At 73.2% G+C, this 17,154-nt stretch carries 16 protein-coding genes; 11 read left to right on the top strand and 5 right to left on the bottom strand.

Annotation, left to right across the window (positions count from 1 at the left end):
- Positions 1-113: 113 nt before the first annotated feature.
- Positions 114-1,355 (bottom strand): MFS transporter, encoded by a 1,242-nt coding sequence (locus TR42_RS03065; protein WP_042212884.1) that lies wholly within the window; start codon positions 1,353-1,355, stop codon positions 114-116.
- Between the two features lie 4 nt (positions 1,356-1,359).
- Positions 1,360-3,597 (bottom strand): exo-beta-d-1,3/1,6-glucosidase, encoded by a 2,238-nt coding sequence (locus tag TR42_RS03060; protein ID WP_042212882.1) that lies wholly within the window; start codon positions 3,595-3,597, stop codon positions 1,360-1,362.
- A 138-nt stretch (positions 3,598-3,735) separates the two neighbouring features.
- On the opposite strand from TR42_RS03060, the gene TR42_RS03055 reads away from it, so the two are divergent.
- The 3 genes from TR42_RS03055 to TR42_RS03045 all read left to right on the top strand — a co-directional run bounded on the left by TR42_RS03055 (position 3,736) and on the right by TR42_RS03045 (position 5,839).
- Positions 3,736-4,368, top strand: a complete 633-nt coding sequence (locus TR42_RS03055) for a TetR/AcrR family transcriptional regulator (protein ID WP_222843178.1) — start codon at positions 3,736-3,738, stop codon at positions 4,366-4,368.
- 137 nt (positions 4,369-4,505) lie between these two features.
- Positions 4,506-5,087 (top strand): hypothetical protein, encoded by a 582-nt coding sequence (locus TR42_RS03050; RefSeq protein ID WP_052405542.1) that lies wholly within the window; start codon positions 4,506-4,508, stop codon positions 5,085-5,087.
- Positions 5,088-5,263: 176 nt separating this feature from the next.
- On the top strand, positions 5,264-5,839 hold the full coding sequence (locus tag TR42_RS03045) for a hypothetical protein (RefSeq protein WP_042212879.1): 576 nt from the start codon (positions 5,264-5,266) through the stop codon (positions 5,837-5,839).
- 58 nt (positions 5,840-5,897) lie between these two features.
- Here the strand turns inward: TR42_RS03045 and TR42_RS14060 are convergent, their stop codons facing one another.
- The 3 genes from TR42_RS14060 to TR42_RS03030 are packed head-to-tail and all read right to left on the bottom strand — an operon-like array spanning position 5,898 to position 8,931.
- Positions 5,898-6,692, bottom strand: a complete 795-nt coding sequence (locus TR42_RS14060) for an SGNH/GDSL hydrolase family protein (RefSeq protein WP_143058879.1) — start codon at positions 6,690-6,692, stop codon at positions 5,898-5,900.
- Positions 6,689-7,813 carry a glycosyltransferase gene (locus TR42_RS03035; RefSeq protein ID WP_042212877.1) on the bottom strand — a complete coding sequence of 375 codons (1,125 nt, stop codon included), beginning with the start codon at positions 7,811-7,813 and terminating at the stop codon, positions 6,689-6,691. The genes TR42_RS14060 and TR42_RS03035 overlap by 4 nt, the downstream gene beginning before the upstream one ends.
- Positions 7,810-8,931, bottom strand: coding sequence for a glycosyltransferase family 4 protein (locus tag TR42_RS03030; RefSeq protein WP_042212876.1), 1,122 nt, complete (start codon positions 8,929-8,931; stop codon positions 7,810-7,812). The genes TR42_RS03035 and TR42_RS03030 overlap by 4 nt, the downstream gene beginning before the upstream one ends.
- 115 nt (positions 8,932-9,046) lie before the next feature.
- Here TR42_RS03030 and TR42_RS03025 point away from each other — a divergent pair, with 115 nt between their 5' ends.
- From TR42_RS03025 to TR42_RS02990, 8 genes are all read left to right on the top strand, one after another.
- The gene (locus TR42_RS03025; protein ID WP_052405540.1) at positions 9,047-9,628 is read left to right on the top strand and encodes a copper resistance CopC family protein; all 582 of its coding nucleotides are present in this window, start codon (positions 9,047-9,049) and stop codon (positions 9,626-9,628) included.
- Between the two features lie 4 nt (positions 9,629-9,632).
- The gene (locus tag TR42_RS03020; protein WP_042212874.1) at positions 9,633-10,304 is read left to right on the top strand and encodes a metal-dependent transcriptional regulator; all 672 of its coding nucleotides are present in this window, start codon (positions 9,633-9,635) and stop codon (positions 10,302-10,304) included.
- A complete protein-coding gene (locus TR42_RS03015) occupies positions 10,304-11,518 on the top strand; it encodes an MFS transporter (RefSeq protein WP_052405539.1) in 1,215 nt (404 codons plus the stop codon). Before TR42_RS03020 ends, TR42_RS03015 begins: the two co-directional genes overlap by 1 nt.
- 40 nt (positions 11,519-11,558) lie before the next feature.
- Complete coding sequence (gene hemC / locus TR42_RS03010; protein ID WP_042212873.1) at positions 11,559-12,476, top strand: hydroxymethylbilane synthase; 918 nt, start codon at positions 11,559-11,561, stop codon at positions 12,474-12,476.
- Positions 12,473-13,252, top strand: coding sequence for a uroporphyrinogen-III synthase (locus TR42_RS03005; protein ID WP_052405538.1), 780 nt, complete (start codon positions 12,473-12,475; stop codon positions 13,250-13,252). The genes hemC and TR42_RS03005 overlap by 4 nt, the downstream gene beginning before the upstream one ends.
- A gap of 8 nt (positions 13,253-13,260) precedes the next feature.
- Positions 13,261-14,235: a porphobilinogen synthase gene (gene hemB, locus TR42_RS03000; protein ID WP_042212871.1), complete on the top strand. Its 975-nt coding sequence runs from the start codon at positions 13,261-13,263 to the stop codon at positions 14,233-14,235.
- Positions 14,236-15,552 (top strand): glutamate-1-semialdehyde 2,1-aminomutase, encoded by a 1,317-nt coding sequence (gene hemL, locus TR42_RS02995; protein WP_042212869.1) that lies wholly within the window; start codon positions 14,236-14,238, stop codon positions 15,550-15,552.
- A 204-nt stretch (positions 15,553-15,756) separates the two neighbouring features.
- Positions 15,757-17,154 (top strand): MFS transporter, encoded by a 1,398-nt coding sequence (locus TR42_RS02990; protein ID WP_042212867.1) that lies wholly within the window; start codon positions 15,757-15,759, stop codon positions 17,152-17,154.

Genomic DNA, 17,154 nt, shown 5'->3' with positions numbered 1-17,154 from the left:
TCAGTGTCCCGCGAGCGCCGCCGGCAGCGCCACGACCGGTACCGAGTGTCCCGAGCGGGTTCGGGTTCGGGTTGTGGTGGGAGGGGGTGGGGGTGGGGAGAGGGGTGTCGGGGTCAGGCGTCCTGGTGGGCGGCGGGCGCCTTGCGGGTCGCCATCGCGCCCGCGAGCAGCACCACGAGCAGGCCGAAGACCGGCACGAGCGTGAGGCCCACCCGCAGGCTGGTCGCGTCGGCGATCCAGCCCACCACCGGAGGCGACAGGAGGAACGCGAGGCGCAGCAGCCACGACAGGATGGTGAGCCCCGTGCCCGTGCGGAGCCCGGGAAGCTCGTCGGCGGCGTGCATCGCGCCGGGGATGAGGGTCGCGACGCCGAAGCCCGCGGCGCCGAAGCCCGCGATCGTGCCCCAGGGCGACGGGAAGGCGAGCGCGAGCCCCATCCCGACCGCGACGAGCGCGCCTCCCCACCGCGCGACCGTGCGCTGGCCCCAGCGGTCGACCATCCCGTCCCCCAGGAGGCGCCCGACGAACTGGCAGCCCTGCATCGCGACGAAGGCGAGCGACGCGAGCGTCGCGCCCGCGAGGAGCTCGTCGCGCATGTAGCTGGCGGACCACGTGGATGCGGCGTCCTCGGCCCAACCACCCGCGATCGCGATCACGGTGAGCGCGCCGAGCAGCGCCCACGTGCGCACCGGCACGTGGCGCAGCGGCAGGTGCTGCGCATGGGGGATCGCGGCCTCGTCGGCGCCCTCCTCGCCGGCGTGCTGCGGCTCGGGTCCGGGCAGCAGCATCGGGTACACGGCCGCGTTCGCGACCGCGACGACGGCGAGAAGGAGCGCGAACTGCCATCCCACCGAGACGCCCAGCCCCGCGGAGAGGCCGCCGATGAGGCCGCCCGAGACCGCGCCCGCCGACCACAGCGCGTGGAACGCGTTGAAGATCGAGCGCTTGTACAGGCGCTGGACGCGCAACCCGTGGGCGTTCTGCGCGACGTCGACGAACGCGTCCGTCGCGCCCACGACGAACAGCGCGGCCCCGAAGAGCCAGACGTTCTGCGACAGCCCGGCCGCGAGCAGCGCCGTCGCCGAGGCGACCATCGAGAGGGTGGCTACGCGCGACGAGCGGAAGCGGCGGATCAGCGGCGCCGCCAGCAGCCCGAGCAGCAGCGCGCCGACCGACCACATCGCCATCGCCGCGCCGAGCGTGCCGTACGAGACGCCCAGCTGGTCGCGCATCTCCGGCACGCGCGGTGCGAATCCGCCGAGCACGATGCCGTTGGTGAAGAAGATCACCGACACGCCGAGGCGCGCGCGCCTGAGGTGCGGCGGAGTCGTGGCGCGCGCGGGGCTGGACGTCATGCGCTCACGCTACCGAGAGGTCCGCGACCAGGAGGTCGTCCAGTCGCGAGGTCGGGCCGACCAGCACCTGGAACGCGCCGGGCTCGACCACGCGCTCGCCGCGCGCGTTCACGATGCTGCAGTCCGCGACGGGGATCCGCACGGTCGCGTCGACCGACTCGCCGGGGTCCACCGCGACGTGCGTCACGCCCTTGAGCTCGCGGTCGGCCCACGTGGCCGAGGTGTTGACGTCGCGCACGTAGGCCTGCACGGTCTCGAGCACGGGACGCGATCCGGTGTTGGTGACCGTGACGGTCGCCTCGATCGTGTCGGCGAGGCCCAGGGCGGACGATGCGAGGCGCAGGTCCGCGTACGCGACGCTCGAGTACGACAGCCCGTCGCCGAACACCCAGCGCGGCTCCTGCGTGAGGTCCGCGTAGCGGTAGCCGTGCTGCGCGTCGATCTGGTTGTAGAACGTCGGCTGCTGGCCCACGTGGCGGGGCCACGAGATCGGCAGACGTCCGCTCGGCTCGATCGCGCCGAGCAGCAGCTCGGCCACCGCGTGCCCGCCGGCCATGCCGGGGTTCGCGGCCCAGATCACGGCCGCCGCGCGGTCCGCCGACGGCGGCAGCACGTGAGGCTTCGACGCGAGCACCACGAGCACCACGGGCGTGCCGGTCTCCACGAGCGCGTCGAGCAGCGCGACCTGCCCTCCGAGGAGCTCGAGGGTCGCCGTCGACTTGCCCTCGCCGACGAGCTCGATGCGGTCGCCCAGCACGGCGACCACCGCATCGGCGCCCTCGGCGGCGGCGACGGCCTCGGCGATCATGCCGGCGTCGGGCTCGACCGGGAAGGCGATGTGGGGGCGCGGCTGCCCGTCGGGGAAGTAGGCGCCCTTGGGGTCCGGGCCCGTCGTGATGATCTCGGCGCCCTTGGCGTAGGTCACCTCGGAGCCGGCGGGCGCGTGCGCGCGCACGCCGTCGAGCACGGTGGTGGTCAGGTCGCGGGGGTGGCCGTGCATGAGCCAGTCGGCCTGGCCGGACGCGCCGGCCCAGTCGCCCAGGGCGGTGTCCGCGTCGTCCGCGTTGGGGCCCACCACCGCGAGGCGCAGCGGGCGGTCGGAGGGGAGCGGCAGCGTCCCGTCGTTCTCGAGCAGCACCAGCGACCGGCGGGCGACCTCGAGGTTGAGGGCGCGGTGCGCGGGGCTCGCGATCACCTCGCGCTGTCGCTCGGGGTCGGGCAGGCGGCGGTCCTCGAACAGTCCGAGGTCGAATTTGAGGGTGAGGATGCGCGCGACCGCCTCGTCGATGCGCGACTCGTCGAGCAGGCCCTGCGCGACGGCGTCCTGCGCGCCCTGGAAGAACGCGGGCGTCGTCATGATCATGTCGTTGCCGGCGTTCACCGCGGCGGCGGCGGCCTGCGCGTAGTCCGGGAACAGACGCTGCTCGCGGACGAGGTTGCCCACGTTGTCCCAGTCGGTGATGAGGGTGCCCTCGTAGCCCCACTCGTCGCGCAGGACGTCGTTGAGGAGCCAGTCGTTGATGGTGATCGGCACGCCGTCCGTCGACTGGTAGCCGAGCATGAAGGTCGCGCAACCCGCGCGCGCCATCCGCTCGAACGGGGGCAGGTACCAGGAGCGGAGCTTGCGGCGCGAGATGTCCGCCTCCGACGCGTCGCGCCCGCCCTGGGTCTCCGAGTATCCGGCGAAGTGCTTCGCGGTCGCGAGGATCGCGGTGCGGTCCGCGAGGCCCTCGCCCTGGTAGCCGCGCACCATCGCGGCACCGAGCTCGCCGAGGAGGTACGGGTCCTCGCCGAAGGTCTCCGACACGCGACCCCACCGCAGGTCGCGTGCGATGCAGAGCACGGGGGAGAACGTCCAGTGGATGCCGGTCGCCGCGACCTCGACCGCGGTGGCGCGGGCCACGCGCTCGAGCAGGGCGGGGTCGAACGTCGCCGCCATGCCCAGCTGCGTAGGGTAGATCTCCGCGCCCTCGAAGAACGAGTGCCCGTGGATGCAGTCCTCGCCGATGAGCAGCGGGATCCCGAGGCGTGACCGGGCGGCGAGCGCGTGAGCGACGTCGAGGCGCTCGGGCGAGGCGTGGAGGATCGAGCCGACATGCATCTCCTCGATGAGGTGAGGCACGCCGTCGTAGGTGTGCATCTGCATCATCTGGCCGACCTTCTCGGGCAGCGTCATGCGCGCGACCAGGTCGGCGACGCGGTCCGCGGTCGGGAGGCTCGGGTCGAGGTAGGGGGAGGTCACGACGGTTCCTTTCGCGCGATGCGGGAGATATCCTGATGCGAGTTCTACCACATGGTAAAAACGACTGTCGAAACGTTGCAACCGATAGCGCCGGCGCGTCGGGATGAGCCGGGATGCGTCGGGATGAAAGGGGTGGCGATGGCGGGGACGCGGGGTGTCAAGGGCGTGGCGATGGCGGGGACGCCTGGCGTGAAGGCGACGCGCGAGCTCTCGGACCGGGGCGCGGAGACGCGCACCCTCATCCTGGACACCGCCCTCGAGGCCTTCGCCGAGGCGGGCTTCCGGGGCACCTCGGTGCGCGAGATCGCCGCGAGGTGCGGCCTCACGCATCCCGCGTTGCTCTACCACTTCCCGACCAAGGCCGACCTGCTCATGGCGGTGCTCTCGCGGCGCGACCAGGCGGACGGGGGCGACGGGTTCGGCGACCTCGGCGCGCACGCGATGCTCGAGCACCTGGTTGCGACCGCGCGGCTCAACGCGACGCAGCGGGGCGTGGTGGAGCTGTACGCGACCCTGTCCGCCGAGGCGACGGGCCGGGACCATCCCGCGCACGAGTACTTCCGCCGCCGCTACGCGTCGCTGGTCGCCGACCTCACGCGCGGGTTCGCGGAGCTCGCGGCAGGCGGGCAGCTCGCCGCCCGCACGGATCCGTCGGTCGCCGCGCGTCAGCTCGTCGCGCTCATGGATGGGCTCCAGGTCCAGTGGCTGCTCGACCCCGAGGTCGACATGGCGGGCCTGCTCGAGGCCTACCTCGACACGCAGCTCGCCTGACATCCAGCGCCATAACGTTGATGCGTCACCGGTCGGGACCTCGGTCCCTACCAGGGGGATCATCTGCTCCCTAGGTTCGGAACAGGCGCTACCCCGGCGCTCAGGGCCCACGAGGCCCGCGACGAAGGAGAATGACAATGGCAGTCAACTCGGAGGTCGCCGACACGGCGACCGCAACCGTCAGCAAGTTCGGCCTCGCGATGCTGAGCGTCACCCGCATCGCGCTCGGATTCGTGTTCCTGTGGGCGTTCATCGACAAGCTCCTGGGGCTCGGATTCTCCACCTGCCGCACCACCGCAGAGGACGGCAGCTTCACCATCGACGCGCTCTGCGACAAGGCGTGGGTCAACGGCGGCCACGTCACGGAGGGCTATCTGGTGTACGGCGGCAACGTCAACAGCCCGTTCCACGACTTCTTCGTGAACCTCGGCGCCGAGCGCTGGACGGACTGGCCGTTCATGCTCGGACTGGCGGGCGTCGGGCTCGCGCTCATGCTCGGCATCGGCACCAAGATCGCGGCCTGGTCGGGCGGCCTCATGCTGCTGTTCATGTACCTGACGCAGATGCTCCCCAGCACCAACCCGATCCTCGACGACCACATCGTCTACATCCTCGCGATCTTCGGCATCGTGTGGGTGGAGCTGAGCCGGCAGGCGATCGGGCTCGGCTCGTGGTGGAGGAGCCTCGAGGTCGTGAAGAAGAACGCCTGGCTGGTCTGACCGCCCGCCGCACGAGGGCCCCGCGCGACGCGCGGGGCCCTCGTGCGCTCATGCGCTTTTCGTCCGCTTCCAGCGCGGATGTGAGGTTCCGGGAGTAGCGTGGGGATCACGGACGACGGCGTCCTCAGGGCGCCCGAGCCCTGGCACGCACCTGATCGCACCCCCGGGAGGCAGAGATGGACACGACCGAATCGACGACGACGAGCAGCACGAGCACGCGCAGCGGCTTCGGCTGGGTGATGCTGAGCATCACCCGCATCGCGCTCGGCTTCTACTTCCTCTGGGCCTTCCTCGACAAGTTCCTGGGGCTCGGATTCTCGACCTGCCGCACCACGGCGGAGGACGGGAGCTTCACCATCGACTCGTTCTGCGACAGCGCATGGATCAACGGCGCCCCGATCACCGAGGGCTACCTGGTCTACGCGGGCAACGTCAACAGCCCGTTCCACGACTTCTTCGTCGATCTGGGCGGTCAGCGCTGGACGGACTGGCCGTTCATGCTCGGCCTCCTGGGCGTGGGTCTCGCGCTCATGCTGGGCATCGGCACCAAGGTCGCAGCGTGGGCCGGCGGCCTCATGCTGCTGTTCATGTACATGACGCAGATGCTGCCGTCGACCAACCCGATCCTCGACGAGCACATCATCTACATCCTCACGATCTTCGCCGTCGTGTGGGTCGAGCTCGAGCACCAGAGCATCGGCCTCGGGCGATGGTGGCGCGGCCTCGTGGGAGAGAAGAGCTGGCTGGTCTGACCGGCTGACAGGAGGGGCGGGGCCGCGGGGCCTCGCCCCTTCGTCGTGCCGCCATCCCTCAGGCGTCGGAGGCCTGGGCGCGTCCGTCGAGCGGGCCGCGCGTCGCCCGGCGCTCGTCGCGGAGCTCGCGCGCGACGACCATCGTCACCTGAGGGATGAGGTCGCGGCTGCGCTTGACGGCCCAGGGGAGGCCGTTGACGGCGAGCCAGGCGGCCACGGCGGCGCGTCCCGGCGGCGCGGGCGGGTCCGGGACGGCGGCGCGGCACGCCCAGTCGTCGACGAGCATCGTCGCGGCGGCGCGGGCGAGCGCACGATGCCCGAGGGGCGACGGGTGGATGCGGTCGATGTGCCACGCGTGCCGGCCGAGCGAGGCGAGCAGCGTCGCACCGTCGATCACCTCGACGTCCGTGTGCGCCACGGCGCGCGCGATCGCCGCGTTGACCTCGCCGACCCGGCGGGCCATCGCGTCGGCGATGCGGCGAGGCGCGAGGTCGAACAGGCCGATGCGGTCGAGCGACACCGTGAGGATTCGTCGACCGGGGCGCTCGAGACGATCGACCGCCTCGCCCAGCGCGAGCTCGACCTCGAGCGGCGAGAAGTCGCCGCGCAGCACGTCGTTGCCGCCCACCGTGAGGAGCACCACGTCGGGACGTTCGGCGAGCGCGCGAGGGACCTGCGACGCGAGCATGTCCCGGGCGCGGACGCCGTTCGCCGCGAGGTTCGCGAACGAGGAGGCCCCGAGCGCGGCCGCGGTGTGCGCGGCCCACCCGACGTCGCCGTTCGAGCGCTGGACGCCGTCGCCGATCCCCAGGGTGATCGAGTCCCCGAGGGCGACGATGCGCGGCCCGGTCATCGCGCGGCCGCCAGGGATCGCGCGTGCACGGCGCGCATCCGCGCGACGGAGGCCGACCACGGGAAGAGCACCGCGCGCTCGCGCGCGGCGACCCGACGCGCGCGACCGTCCCGGGCGAGCATCGTCCCGATCGCATCGGCGAAGGCCGCCGGGGTTCCATCGGCCGCGATCCCCGCGGAGCCCACCACCTCGGGGAGCGCGGACGCCGCGTTGACGATGGTCGGGGTGCCGGAGGCGAGCGCCTCGAGCGCGGCGAGCCCGAACGTCTCGATCGGCCCCGGGGCGATCACCGCGTCGGCCGAGGCGAGCAGCGAGGCAAAGCGGTCGCGATCGCTGACGAAGCCCAGCATCTCGACCGGGAGCCCGGCGGCCGCGCGGCGGATGCGCCTCTCGAGCGGTCCCGTGCCCGCGACGACCAGCCGGACGGGACGCCCGCGGCGGCCGAGCTCGCGCACCGCCTCGATCGCGAGCTCGGGGCGCTTCTCGCGGGACAGCCGCGAGGCCATCACCAGCAGCGGCACGTCGTCGGGGGCGTGGCGGCGGCGCACCTCGGCGCTCGCGCGGCCCGGGTGGAAACGGTCGAGGTCGACGCCCAGCGGCACGGTCTCGACACGCGCACCGACCCCCGCGAGCTCGGCGCCCGCGTAGGCGGTGGTCGCGACGACCGTGTCGAAGCGCTCCGCGATCCATCGCGAGTGCGCGTCGGTGAGCATCTCCGTGACCCCGGGGATGCGACCCCGCAGCACGGTCGAGAGCACGCCGTCGACGCGCTCGTGCGCGAGGAAGGCCGCGGGCACGCGGTGCTCGCGCGCCCAGGGTCCGAGCCCGGCGAGCGTGGTGCGGTCCGAGACCTCGAGCACGTCGGGGGAGAAGGCGGCGAGCGCGTCGGTGACCGCCGCGAGCCGCGTGATGACGCGGTACCCGCCCGTGACCGGGAGCACGGGGCTGTGGAGCGTGAGGACGCGGCCGTGCGCGGTCTCCCGCTCGTCGTCGCAGGCGCCGGGGACGATGAGCAGCACCTCGTCGCCGCTGTCGATGTAGCCCCGCCCGAGGTGGTGGAGAGCCGTCCGCAGCCCGCCCGAGCGCGGCCCGTAGAAGTTGGCGACCTGCGCGATCCTCATGGCGACACCGCCCTCGCGGCGATCGCCGCCTCGTAGTACCCGATGAGCGAGGCGCACACGCGCGGCCACGTGCGTCCCTCGACCGAGATGCGCGCGTGGGCGCCCTGGAGCAGGCGCAGGTCCTCGAGCGCGACGAGCTCCTCGACGGCAGCCTCGAGGTGGTCGATGCGGCCAGGGGAGTAGAGGTGGCCGTTCGAGCCGTGCGCGATGAGGTCCACCGGACCGCCGCGCCGGGGCGCGACCACCGGCACCCCGGAGGCGAGCGCCTCCTGGACCGACTGGCCGAACGTCTCGAGCTCGCCGGGGTGGACCATGACGTCGAGGCTCGCGACGGCCCGCGCGAGCTCCCCGCCGCCCAGGAAGCCGGCGAACTCCGCGCGCGGCATGAGCCGGCGCAGGCGCGCCCCCTCCGGGCCCTCGCCGATGATGACGAGCCGCACGCCGGGCATCGCGGCGATCCCCGCGAGGTCGCCGACGCGCTTCTCAGGCGCCAGCCGCCCGACGTAGCCGACCACCACCTCGCCGTGCGGCGCCCAGGAGGCGCGCAGCGCATCGTCCCGGTGCGCGGGGTTGAAGCGTGCGGTGTCGACGCCGCGCGGCCACAGCTGCAGCCGGTCGACGCCGAGCGCCGCGAGCTGCTCCATCGCCGCGGTCGAGGGCGCGAGCGTGACGTCCGCCGCCGTGTGGATGTGGCGCACGCGGGCCCACAGGAGAGGCTCGCCCCACGGCATCCCGTACGCGGCCGCGTACGAGGGCACGTCCGTCTGATAGATCGCCACGGTCGGCAGCCCGAGGTCCGCGGCGGCGCGCACCGCCGCCCACCCGAGCATGAAGGGCGAGGCGAGGTGCACCACGTCGGGCGCGAGCTCCTCGAGCAGGCGGCTGAGGCGACGCACGCTCGACAGCGCGACGCGGACGTCGCGGTAGCCCGGCCAGCCGACCGCCGGCACATGGACGATGGGCGCGCCCGCGACCTCGTCGGGGGCACCGGGGGCCTCGGGGGCGATGACGACCGCCTCGTCGCCGCGGTCGGCGAGATGATCGAGCACCCGGAGCAGCGAGTGGGTGACGCCGTTCGTGTGCGGCAGGAATGATTCGGCTACCAGCGCGACCTTCACATGCGTCAGTCTTCGGGGCCCGGGCGAACCATCGGTTGCGTGGTGCTTGATGTCGCATGACGGTCGTATGACGGTTCCGTGAAGGCTCATCGGGGCCGCGTGGGAGGATCGAGCCATGCCCCGCGTCGTCCTCTCGCTCCTCGCCGCCCTCGCGGCGGCCCTCGCGGTCGCCGCGCCCGCGACCGCGCACACCGCGCTCGTCGGCTCCGACCCCGAGGAGGGGGCGACCGTGTCCGAGCTCGCGGAGGTCTCGCTCGAGTTCACCGAGGAGCTGCTCGAGATCGGCAACGAGCTCGCGATCGTGGCCCCCGACGGCACGCGTACCGCGCTGGTGGTCGACGAGCCGGTCACCGAGACCATCAGCGCGGCGGTGCCGGACGAGGCGCTGGCGGCGGGGGAGAACACGCTGGTCTTCCGCGTGGTCGCATCGGACGGCCATCCCATCGAGGGCGAGGTGACCTTCACGTACGCCCCGGAGGAGCCCGCCGCGTCTTCGACCGCGAGCCCCGAGACGAGCGTCTCGGTCACCATCACCGCCACGGCGGAGGCGGGACCGGCGATCACCACGAGCCCCGACCCGCACGTCACGGTGTACGAGGAGGTGGGCCCCAATCCGGCGGTCTACGTCATCATCGGCGCCGTCGCTGCGGCGGCCGTCGCCCTCACCATCGCGCTGCGCCGCGGCCGGGAGGACTGACCTCATGACCGAGACCCCGCTGACGCCGACCGCGCAGGACTACGTCAAGATCGTCTGGAACGCCACCGAGTGGTCCGATGCCCGCGTCACCACCAAGGCGCTCGCGGAGCGCCTCGGCGTCTCCGCGCCCACGGTGTCGGAGAACGTCCGCAAGCTCGTCGCGGCGGGGCTGCTGGACCACGAGCCCTACGGCGCGATCACGCTGACGGCGGAGGGGGAGCGGCGCGCGCTCGACATGGTGCGCCGGCACCGCCTCATCGAGACCTTCCTGGTGACGCAGCTGGGCTACGGCTGGGACGAGGTCCACGACGAGGCCGAGGTGCTCGAGCACGCCTGCTCGTCGCGCATGATCGACGCGATCGACGCGCGCCTCGGCCACCCCACGCGCGACCCCCACGGCGACCCCATCCCGTCCGCGAGCGGCCGCATCGACCTGGTCCCCGGCACCAACCTCGCCGAGGCCGAGCAGGGCGACTGGGTGGTCGTGCGGCTGTCCGATGCGGATCCCGCGGTGCTGCGCGACCTCGCGACCCTAGGATTGAACCTGGACGCCTCGATACGGGTGCTGGGCCCCGATGGCTCCGGCGGGATCCGGGTGGAGACCGCGGAGGCGACCGCGCTCACCGTCCCGCCCGCCACCGCCGACGCGGTGTGGCTCGTCCCGCAAGGCTCCTGATGACCGCTCTGCCCCCGACCTCCGAGGCCGGCACTCCGCGCTGGCGCATGCCCCGCACCGCTCACGCCGCGCATCCCGGGCTGGTGCTCGCGGGCTTCGTGGTGGCGGCCTTCGCGATCGGCCTGTCCCAGCAGGGCGCCGCAGGCGTCATCCAGGACCAGGTCCGCTCGCTCGACACCACCGTGGACATGATCGGCTGGACCATCGTCGCGTACGCGCTCGGGGTCGTGGTCGGCGCGCCCGTCATCATGGTGGGTCTCGCGGCGTGGAACCGCAGGCGCCTGCTGCTGACGATGTCCGCGGTCTTCGTCGTCACCTCGGCGCTCACCGTCGTCGCGCCCTCGGTCGAGGCGCTGCTGGGGATCCGCTTCCTCGCCGGGCTGCCGCACGGCGCGCTGCTGGGCTCGGCGACGTACATCGGCGTCCTCGCGCTCGGTGCCGAGCGCCGCGGCCAGGCGATCGCGACGCTGATGTACGGGCTCACGGGGGCCGCGGTCATCGGCGTGCCCGGTATGCAGTGGCTGTCCGAGCAGGCCGGCTGGCGCGCCTCGTACCTCGTGGTCACGCTGGTCGGCGCGGCCGGCTTCGTGCTCATGTGGGCCTTCGTCCCGTCCGCGCAGGGCACGCGCGGCGTCGGATTCCGCACCGAGCTCGCGGCGCTGCGCGGGCGCGTGCTCTGGACCGCGATCGGGACGGTCACCGTCGGCTTCGCGGGCCTCGGCGCGGTCCAGTCGTACATCGTGCCGCTGCTCGAGGACACCAACGGCTTCTCGAGCGACGCGGTCACCGTGATCCTCATGATCTTCGGGCTCGGCATGACCGCGGGTGCCTTCGCGGGCGGGCGGCTCACCGACCGCTCGCCGGTGCTGACCGCGCGCATCGGCATCATCGGTGTGGCCGCGATGCTTCTCGCTCTCGGCCTCGTGGGCACCCTCGGGTGGCCGGTGGTCATCGCGCTCGTGGTGCTCGGCGCGTGCATCCAGGTGTTCTCGCAGTCCGCGCAGGCGCACCTCATGGACGCGACGCACACGTCGCCGTCGCTGGGCGCGGCGATCGCGCATTCCGCGCTCAACGCCGCGACGGTGGTGGGCACGGGCCTCGGCGCGATCGTCATCGGGCTCGGCTGGGGCTTCGTCGCGCCGGCCTGGGTCGCGCTGGTCCTCGCGCTCGTCGCCGTGGTGCTCGTGTTCGTCGGGCCCGGCTACCGCCGATGACCGTTCGGCCCCGCGCCACCGCTTCGTTACCCTGGTGCGCATGAATCTTCGCCTCGGCACCCGTGGATCCGCGCTCGCGACGGCCCAGTCGGGGCAGTTCGCCGACGCGGTGGTCGCCGCGGCCTCCGCCGCGGGCGTCGAGGCGACGGTCGAGCTCCACAAGGTCACCACCAAGGGCGACGTCGACCGCGGCTCGCTGGTCGGGCTGTCGCAGACCGGCGTGTTCGTCACCGCGCTGCGCGAGGCGCTGCTCGCGGGGGAGTGCGACTTCATCGTCCACTCGCTCAAGGACGTCCCCACGCAGCCCTATCCGGGGCTCGAGGTCGTCGCGATCCCCGAGCGTGAGGATCCCCGCGACGTGCTGTGCACGGACGGGCGCTCGCTCGAGGAGCTGCCCCAGGGAGCCGCGATCGGGACCGGCTCGCCGCGCCGCGCCGCGCAGATGCTCGCGATGCGCCCCGACCTCGACATCCGGCCGCTGCGCGGCAACGTCGACACGCGCCTCGGGCGCATCGGCGACGGGCTCGACGGCGTCCTGCTCGCCGCCGCCGGCCTCAACCGCCTGGGCCGGGCCGCGGACGCCACCGAGCCGCTGAACGTCACCGCGATGGTCCCCGCTCCCGGCCAGGGCGCGCTCGCGATCGAGATCAGGGACGATGCGCCCGACGAGCTGCGCACGCTCCTCGCGACGCTCGACCACGCGGAGACCCGCGCGTGCGTGACCGCCGAGCGCGAGGCGCTGCGGGTGCTCGACGCCGGCTGCGCCGCCCCCGTCGCCGCGCACGCGACCGTGTCGCGCGGCCGCCTCACGCTCCACACGCGGGTCATCGGCCACGACGGCACGCTCGCGCTCAACGAGCGCAACTCCGACGTGCTCGAGGAAGCCGCCTCGGTCGGACGGTCGAGCGGCTTCTCGCTGCTCGGCCGCGGCGCCGAGCGCCTCATGGGCCGCGCATGAGCCTCGCCGGGCGCCGCCTCCTGGTCCCCGTCACGGCCGAGCGAACCGCCTTCGCGGACGAGCTCGTCGCCGAGGGCGCCCAGGTCACCCCCGTCGCCTTCATCGCGATCGCCGGGCCTTCCGATGAGGCCGCGCTCGAGGAGGCCACGGCCGCGTGGTGCGACGGCGCCTACGGCTGGATGGCGGTGACGAGCCGCAACGCCGTGCTCGCGATGGACCGCCTGGCCCGGGCGGCCGGTCGGACGCTGGGCGAGCCGCAGCCGGGCGCGCGCGTCGCCACGGTCGGCGAGGCGACGCGCGGCGTGTGCGCGTCCGTCGGGCTCGCGATCGACCTCGTGCCGACCGAGCGCCACGACGCGCGCGGCATCGTCGCCGACTTCCCCGAGGCTCCGGATCCAGGGGGCCGCGTGCTGGTCCCGCTCGGCAACCTCGCCTCCCCGGTGCTCGCGCGCGGGCTGGCGCGCAAGGGCTGGGCGGTTGACACGGTCGAGGCCTACCGCACGGTGGACGGCCCGGGCCCGGACGAGGCGACCGTCGCGGGCGTCGCGGCGGGGGAGCTCGACGCCGTGCTGCTCACCTCGGGATCCGTGGCCGAGCGCTTCGCCGCGGCCTGCCCCGAGGTGGCGCCCTCCGTCCGCGTCATCGCGATCGGTCGCACCACGCAGGCGGGGGCGCGCGCCGCCGGTCTGCGCGTGGATGCGGTCGCCGAGACGCCCACCTACGCTGGGATCCGCGCCGCGCTCGACGCGGCGCTCGAGCCCGTCACGGAAGCCTGAGGGACAGCATGATCAGCCACCGCCCGCGCCGCCTGCGCGCCACGCCCGCGATGCGACGCCTCGTGCGCGAGGTGCGACCGCACGCCTCCGAGCTGGTGTGGGGGATCTTCGTGCACGAGGACCTCGCCGAGGAGCGGCCCATCGGCTCGCTGCCCGGCGTCTCGCAGCATCCGCTCGCCGCGGTGCCGGCGCTGGTCGACCGCGCGATCGAGGCGGGCGTGGGCGGCCTCATGATCTTCGCGATCCCGTCCGTCCGCGACGCGCAGGGCTCCGGGGCGGTCGACCCCGACGGCATCCTCAACCGCGCGATCGCGTCCGCGGCGCAGTCGGCGGGCGACCGGCTGGTCGTCATGGCGGACCTCTGCCTGGACGAGTTCACCGACCACGGCCACTGCGGCGTGCTCGACGGCACCGGCCGGGTCGACAACGACGCGACGCTCGAGATCTACGCGGAGATGGCCCTCGCACAGGCCCGCGCTGGCGCTCACGTGCTGGGGCTCAGCGGGATGATGGACGGCCAGGTGGCCGCGGTGCGCGGCGCGCTCGAGGCCGAGGGCTTCACCGACGTCGCCCTGCTCGCCTACGCCGCGAAGTACGCCTCGGCCTTCTACGGCCCGTTCCGCGAGGCCGTCGACAGTCAGCTCCAGGGCGACCGCCGCACGTATCAGCTCGACCCGGCCAACGGTCGCGAGGGGCTGCGCGAGGCCGAGCTCGACGAGCTCGAGGGCGCCGACATCGTCATGGTGAAGCCCGCGCTGCCGTACCTCGACGTCGTGGCCGAGGTCGCCGCGCAGTCGCGCGTGCCCGTCGCCGCGTACCACGTGTCGGGGGAGTACGCGCAGATCGAGGCGGCCGCGGCGAACGGCTGGCTGGATCGCCGCGCCGCGCACCTCGAGGCGCTCACCTCGATGCGCCGCGCCGGCGCCGACATCATCGTCACCTACGCGGCGCTCGAGCTCGCCGCCTGGCTCAAGGAGAACTGAATGTCCTCGTACTCGGAGCGCGCCCGCGCCATCCTGCCCGGCGGCGTGAACTCGCCCGTGCGCGCGTGGAACGGCGTCGGGGGAGAGCCGGTGCCGATCGTCGAGGCGCACGGCAGCCGCATCGTCGACGCCGAGGGTCGAGAGATGATCGATCTGGTCGCCTCGTGGGGTCCGGCCATCCTCGGGCACGCGCACCCGACCGTGGTCGCCGCGGTCAAGGAGGCCGCGGCGCGGGGCCTGAGCTTCGGCGCCACCACCGAGGCCGAGGTCGAGCTCGCCGAGCTCATCCGCGAGCGCTACGCGCCCGCCGAGCGGGTCCGCCTGGTCTCCACCGGTACCGAGGCGACGATGACCGCGATCCGCCTCGCGCGCGCCGCCACCGGCCGTCACAAGTTCATCAAGTTCGCCGGCTGCTACCACGGCCACTCCGACGCGCTGCTGGTCGCGGCGGGCTCGGGCCTCGCGACCTCGGGCGTGCCCGACTCCGCCGGCGTCACGCCCGGGGCGGCGCAGGACACCATCGTGCTGCCGTACGGGGACGAGGCCGCGCTCACCGCGGCCTTCGCCGAGCACGGCTCGGAGGTCGCGGCTGTCATCACCGAGGCGGCGCCCGCCAACATGGGCGTCGTCGCCCCTCCGGCGGGCTTCAACCGCCTGATCTCGACGCTCTGCCGCAACGAGGGCGCCGTGATGATCCTCGACGAGGTCCTCACCGGCTTCCGCGCCGGCCCGGCCGGGTACTGGGGCGTCGAGCGCGATCACGACGTCGCCGCGGATCTCGACCCCTGGACGCCGGACCTCGTGACCTTCGGCAAGGTCATCGGCGGCGGCCTGCCCGTCGCCGCGCTCGGCGGACGCCGCGACCTCATGGAGCAGCTCGCGCCGCTCGGGCCGGTCTACCAGGCGGGCACGCTGTCGGGTAACCCCGTCGCGGTGGCGGCGGGCCTCGCGACGATGCGCCTGCTCACCGACGAGGTCCACGGCCGGGTCGCGGAGGCCGCGACCTCGCTGCGCGACGGTGTGTCCGGGGCGCTCACCGCGGCCGGGATCACCCACGCGGTCGGGAGCGCCGGGACGCTCTTCTCGATCTTCCTCGGCCTCGAGTCGGCGCCCGTGACCTTCGAGCAGGTCGCGGGGCAGGACACGGCGGCGTTCGCGCGGCTGTTCCACGCGCTGCGCCGGGAGGGCGTCGCGCTGCCGCCGAGCGCGTACGAGGCCTGGTTCGTCTCCGCGGCCCACACCGCGTCCGACGTCGACCACATCGTCGCCACCGTCGCCGCGTGGGCGCAGTCCGAGAGGGATTCGCGCGGCGCGTAGCAACACGCCTGGCAGATCGCCGATCTCACACCCTCGGTCGAGGTCGGTGAAACACCTCACAGCGCGCGGCCCGCGCGGGTGAGGAAGAGTTGCCGCAGGGTTCACAATCCGCGCCGTCAGGCGAAACACACGGCTCCTACCTTCAGGAGTGTCCGGTTCACTCGGGGTCCCCGCCCCGGTCGGACACAAGTCCTGGGAGGGGCAATGACCGTATCCGACAAGGCCGCCGTCGAGGCTCTCGAGCCCGGCGTGATCGGCAAGGGCCGGTGGATCGAGCGTTGGGAGCCTGAGAACACTCTGTTCTGGGAGGCCCGCGGCAAGTCCATCGCGTTCCGCAACCTCGTGTTCTCCATCGTCGCCGAGCACATCGGCTTCTCCGTCTGGCTGCTGTGGTCGATCGTGGTCGTCCGCATGTACGGCACGTACGACGACGCGGGTGCGCTCGTCACCGCCGGCGCCAACGGCTGGGCCCTCACCGCGGGTCAGGGGTTCACGCTCCTGGCCGTCGCCTCCGGCGTCGGCGCGTTCCTGCGCGTCCCCTACACCTTCGCGGTGCCGATCTTCGGCGGCCGCAACTGGACCGTGATCTCGGCGCTGCTGCTGCTGATCCCGACCCTCGGCCTCGCCTGGGTGGTCCAGCACCCCGAGACCTCGTTCGGGGTCCTCGTCGCGATCGCCGCGACCGCGGGCTTCGGCGGCGGCAACTTCGCCTCGTCCATGGCCAACATCTCGTTCTTCTACCCCGACAAGGAGAAGGGCTGGGCGCTCGGCCTCAACGCCGCGGGCGGCAACATCGGCGTGGCCGTGGCGCAGAAGCTGGTGCCGCTCGTCATCGGCATCGGCGCGCTCGGGCTCTCGGCCGCCGGCCTCGTCTACGTCCCGCTCGCGGTCGCCGCGGCGATCCTCGCGTTCCTCTTCATGGACAACCTGCGCGAGGCCAAGGCGGACCCGCGGCCCACGGCCGCCTCGCTCCAGCACGGCCACACCTGGCTCATGGCCTTCCTCTACATCGGCACGTTCGGCTCGTTCATCGGCTACTCGGCGGCGTTCCCCACGCTCCTCACCGTGGTCTTCGAGCGCTCGGACATCGCCCTCAGCTGGGGCTTCCTCGGCGCGCTCATCGGCTCGCTGTCGCGTCCGTACGGCGGCAAGCTGGCGGACCGCGTGGGCGGCGCGATCATCACCGTCGGCGCGTTCGTGGTGATGGCGATCGCCGGCCTGACCGCGGTGATCGGCGTCCAGAACGAGTCGCTCGGGCTGTTCTTCGCGAGCTTCATGGTGCTCTTCTTCGCCACCGGTATCGGCAACGGGTCGACGTACCGGATGATCCCGTCGATCTTCGGGCGCCTCCACCAGGCGAAGGGCGCCGACACCGACGAGAGCCGCCTCGACTACAAGCGTCAGGCGGCCGGCGCGGTCGGCATCATCTCCGCGGTGGGCGCCTTCGGCGGCTTCGCGATCCCGTTCATCTACAAGATCGCCAAGGAGCAGTCGGGCACCATCGTCCCGGCCCTCCAGATCTACGTCGTCGTCTTCCTGGTGATGGCGGCCCTCACCTGGGTGTTCTACCTGCGCAAGGGCGCGACGATGAGGAACGTCTGA

Origin of the sequence: Demequina mangrovi (genome assembly GCF_000759715.1) — a bacterium.
Taxonomy (GTDB): domain Bacteria; phylum Actinomycetota; class Actinomycetes; order Actinomycetales; family Demequinaceae; genus Demequina; species Demequina mangrovi.
Note: the sequence above shows the minus strand (reverse complement) of the source record. Positions and strands in the feature narration are given on the sequence as shown.

Excerpts from the sequence above, each read along its gene's own strand:
- TR42_RS03065 (WP_042212884.1), bottom strand. The coding sequence starts at position 1,355 with ATGACGTCCAGCCCCGCGCGCGCCACGACTCCGCCGCACCTCAGGCGC.
- TR42_RS03055 (WP_222843178.1), top strand. The coding sequence starts at position 3,736 with ATGGCGGGGACGCGGGGTGTCAAGGGCGTGGCGATGGCGGGGACGCCT.
- TR42_RS03050 (WP_052405542.1), top strand. The coding sequence starts at position 4,506 with ATGGCAGTCAACTCGGAGGTCGCCGACACGGCGACCGCAACCGTCAGC.
- TR42_RS03045 (WP_042212879.1), top strand. The coding sequence starts at position 5,264 with ATGGACACGACCGAATCGACGACGACGAGCAGCACGAGCACGCGCAGC.
- TR42_RS14060 (WP_143058879.1), bottom strand. The coding sequence starts at position 6,692 with ATGACCGGGCCGCGCATCGTCGCCCTCGGGGACTCGATCACCCTGGGG.
- TR42_RS03035 (WP_042212877.1), bottom strand. The coding sequence starts at position 7,813 with ATGAGGATCGCGCAGGTCGCCAACTTCTACGGGCCGCGCTCGGGCGGG.
- TR42_RS03025 (WP_052405540.1), top strand. The coding sequence starts at position 9,047 with ATGCCCCGCGTCGTCCTCTCGCTCCTCGCCGCCCTCGCGGCGGCCCTC.
- TR42_RS03020 (WP_042212874.1), top strand. The coding sequence starts at position 9,633 with ATGACCGAGACCCCGCTGACGCCGACCGCGCAGGACTACGTCAAGATC.
- TR42_RS03015 (WP_052405539.1), top strand. The coding sequence starts at position 10,304 with ATGACCGCTCTGCCCCCGACCTCCGAGGCCGGCACTCCGCGCTGGCGC.
- hemC (WP_042212873.1), top strand. The coding sequence starts at position 11,559 with ATGAATCTTCGCCTCGGCACCCGTGGATCCGCGCTCGCGACGGCCCAG.
- TR42_RS03005 (WP_052405538.1), top strand. The coding sequence starts at position 12,473 with ATGAGCCTCGCCGGGCGCCGCCTCCTGGTCCCCGTCACGGCCGAGCGA.
- hemB (WP_042212871.1), top strand. The coding sequence starts at position 13,261 with ATGATCAGCCACCGCCCGCGCCGCCTGCGCGCCACGCCCGCGATGCGA.
- hemL (WP_042212869.1), top strand. The coding sequence starts at position 14,236 with ATGTCCTCGTACTCGGAGCGCGCCCGCGCCATCCTGCCCGGCGGCGTG.
- TR42_RS02990 (WP_042212867.1), top strand. The coding sequence starts at position 15,757 with ATGACCGTATCCGACAAGGCCGCCGTCGAGGCTCTCGAGCCCGGCGTG.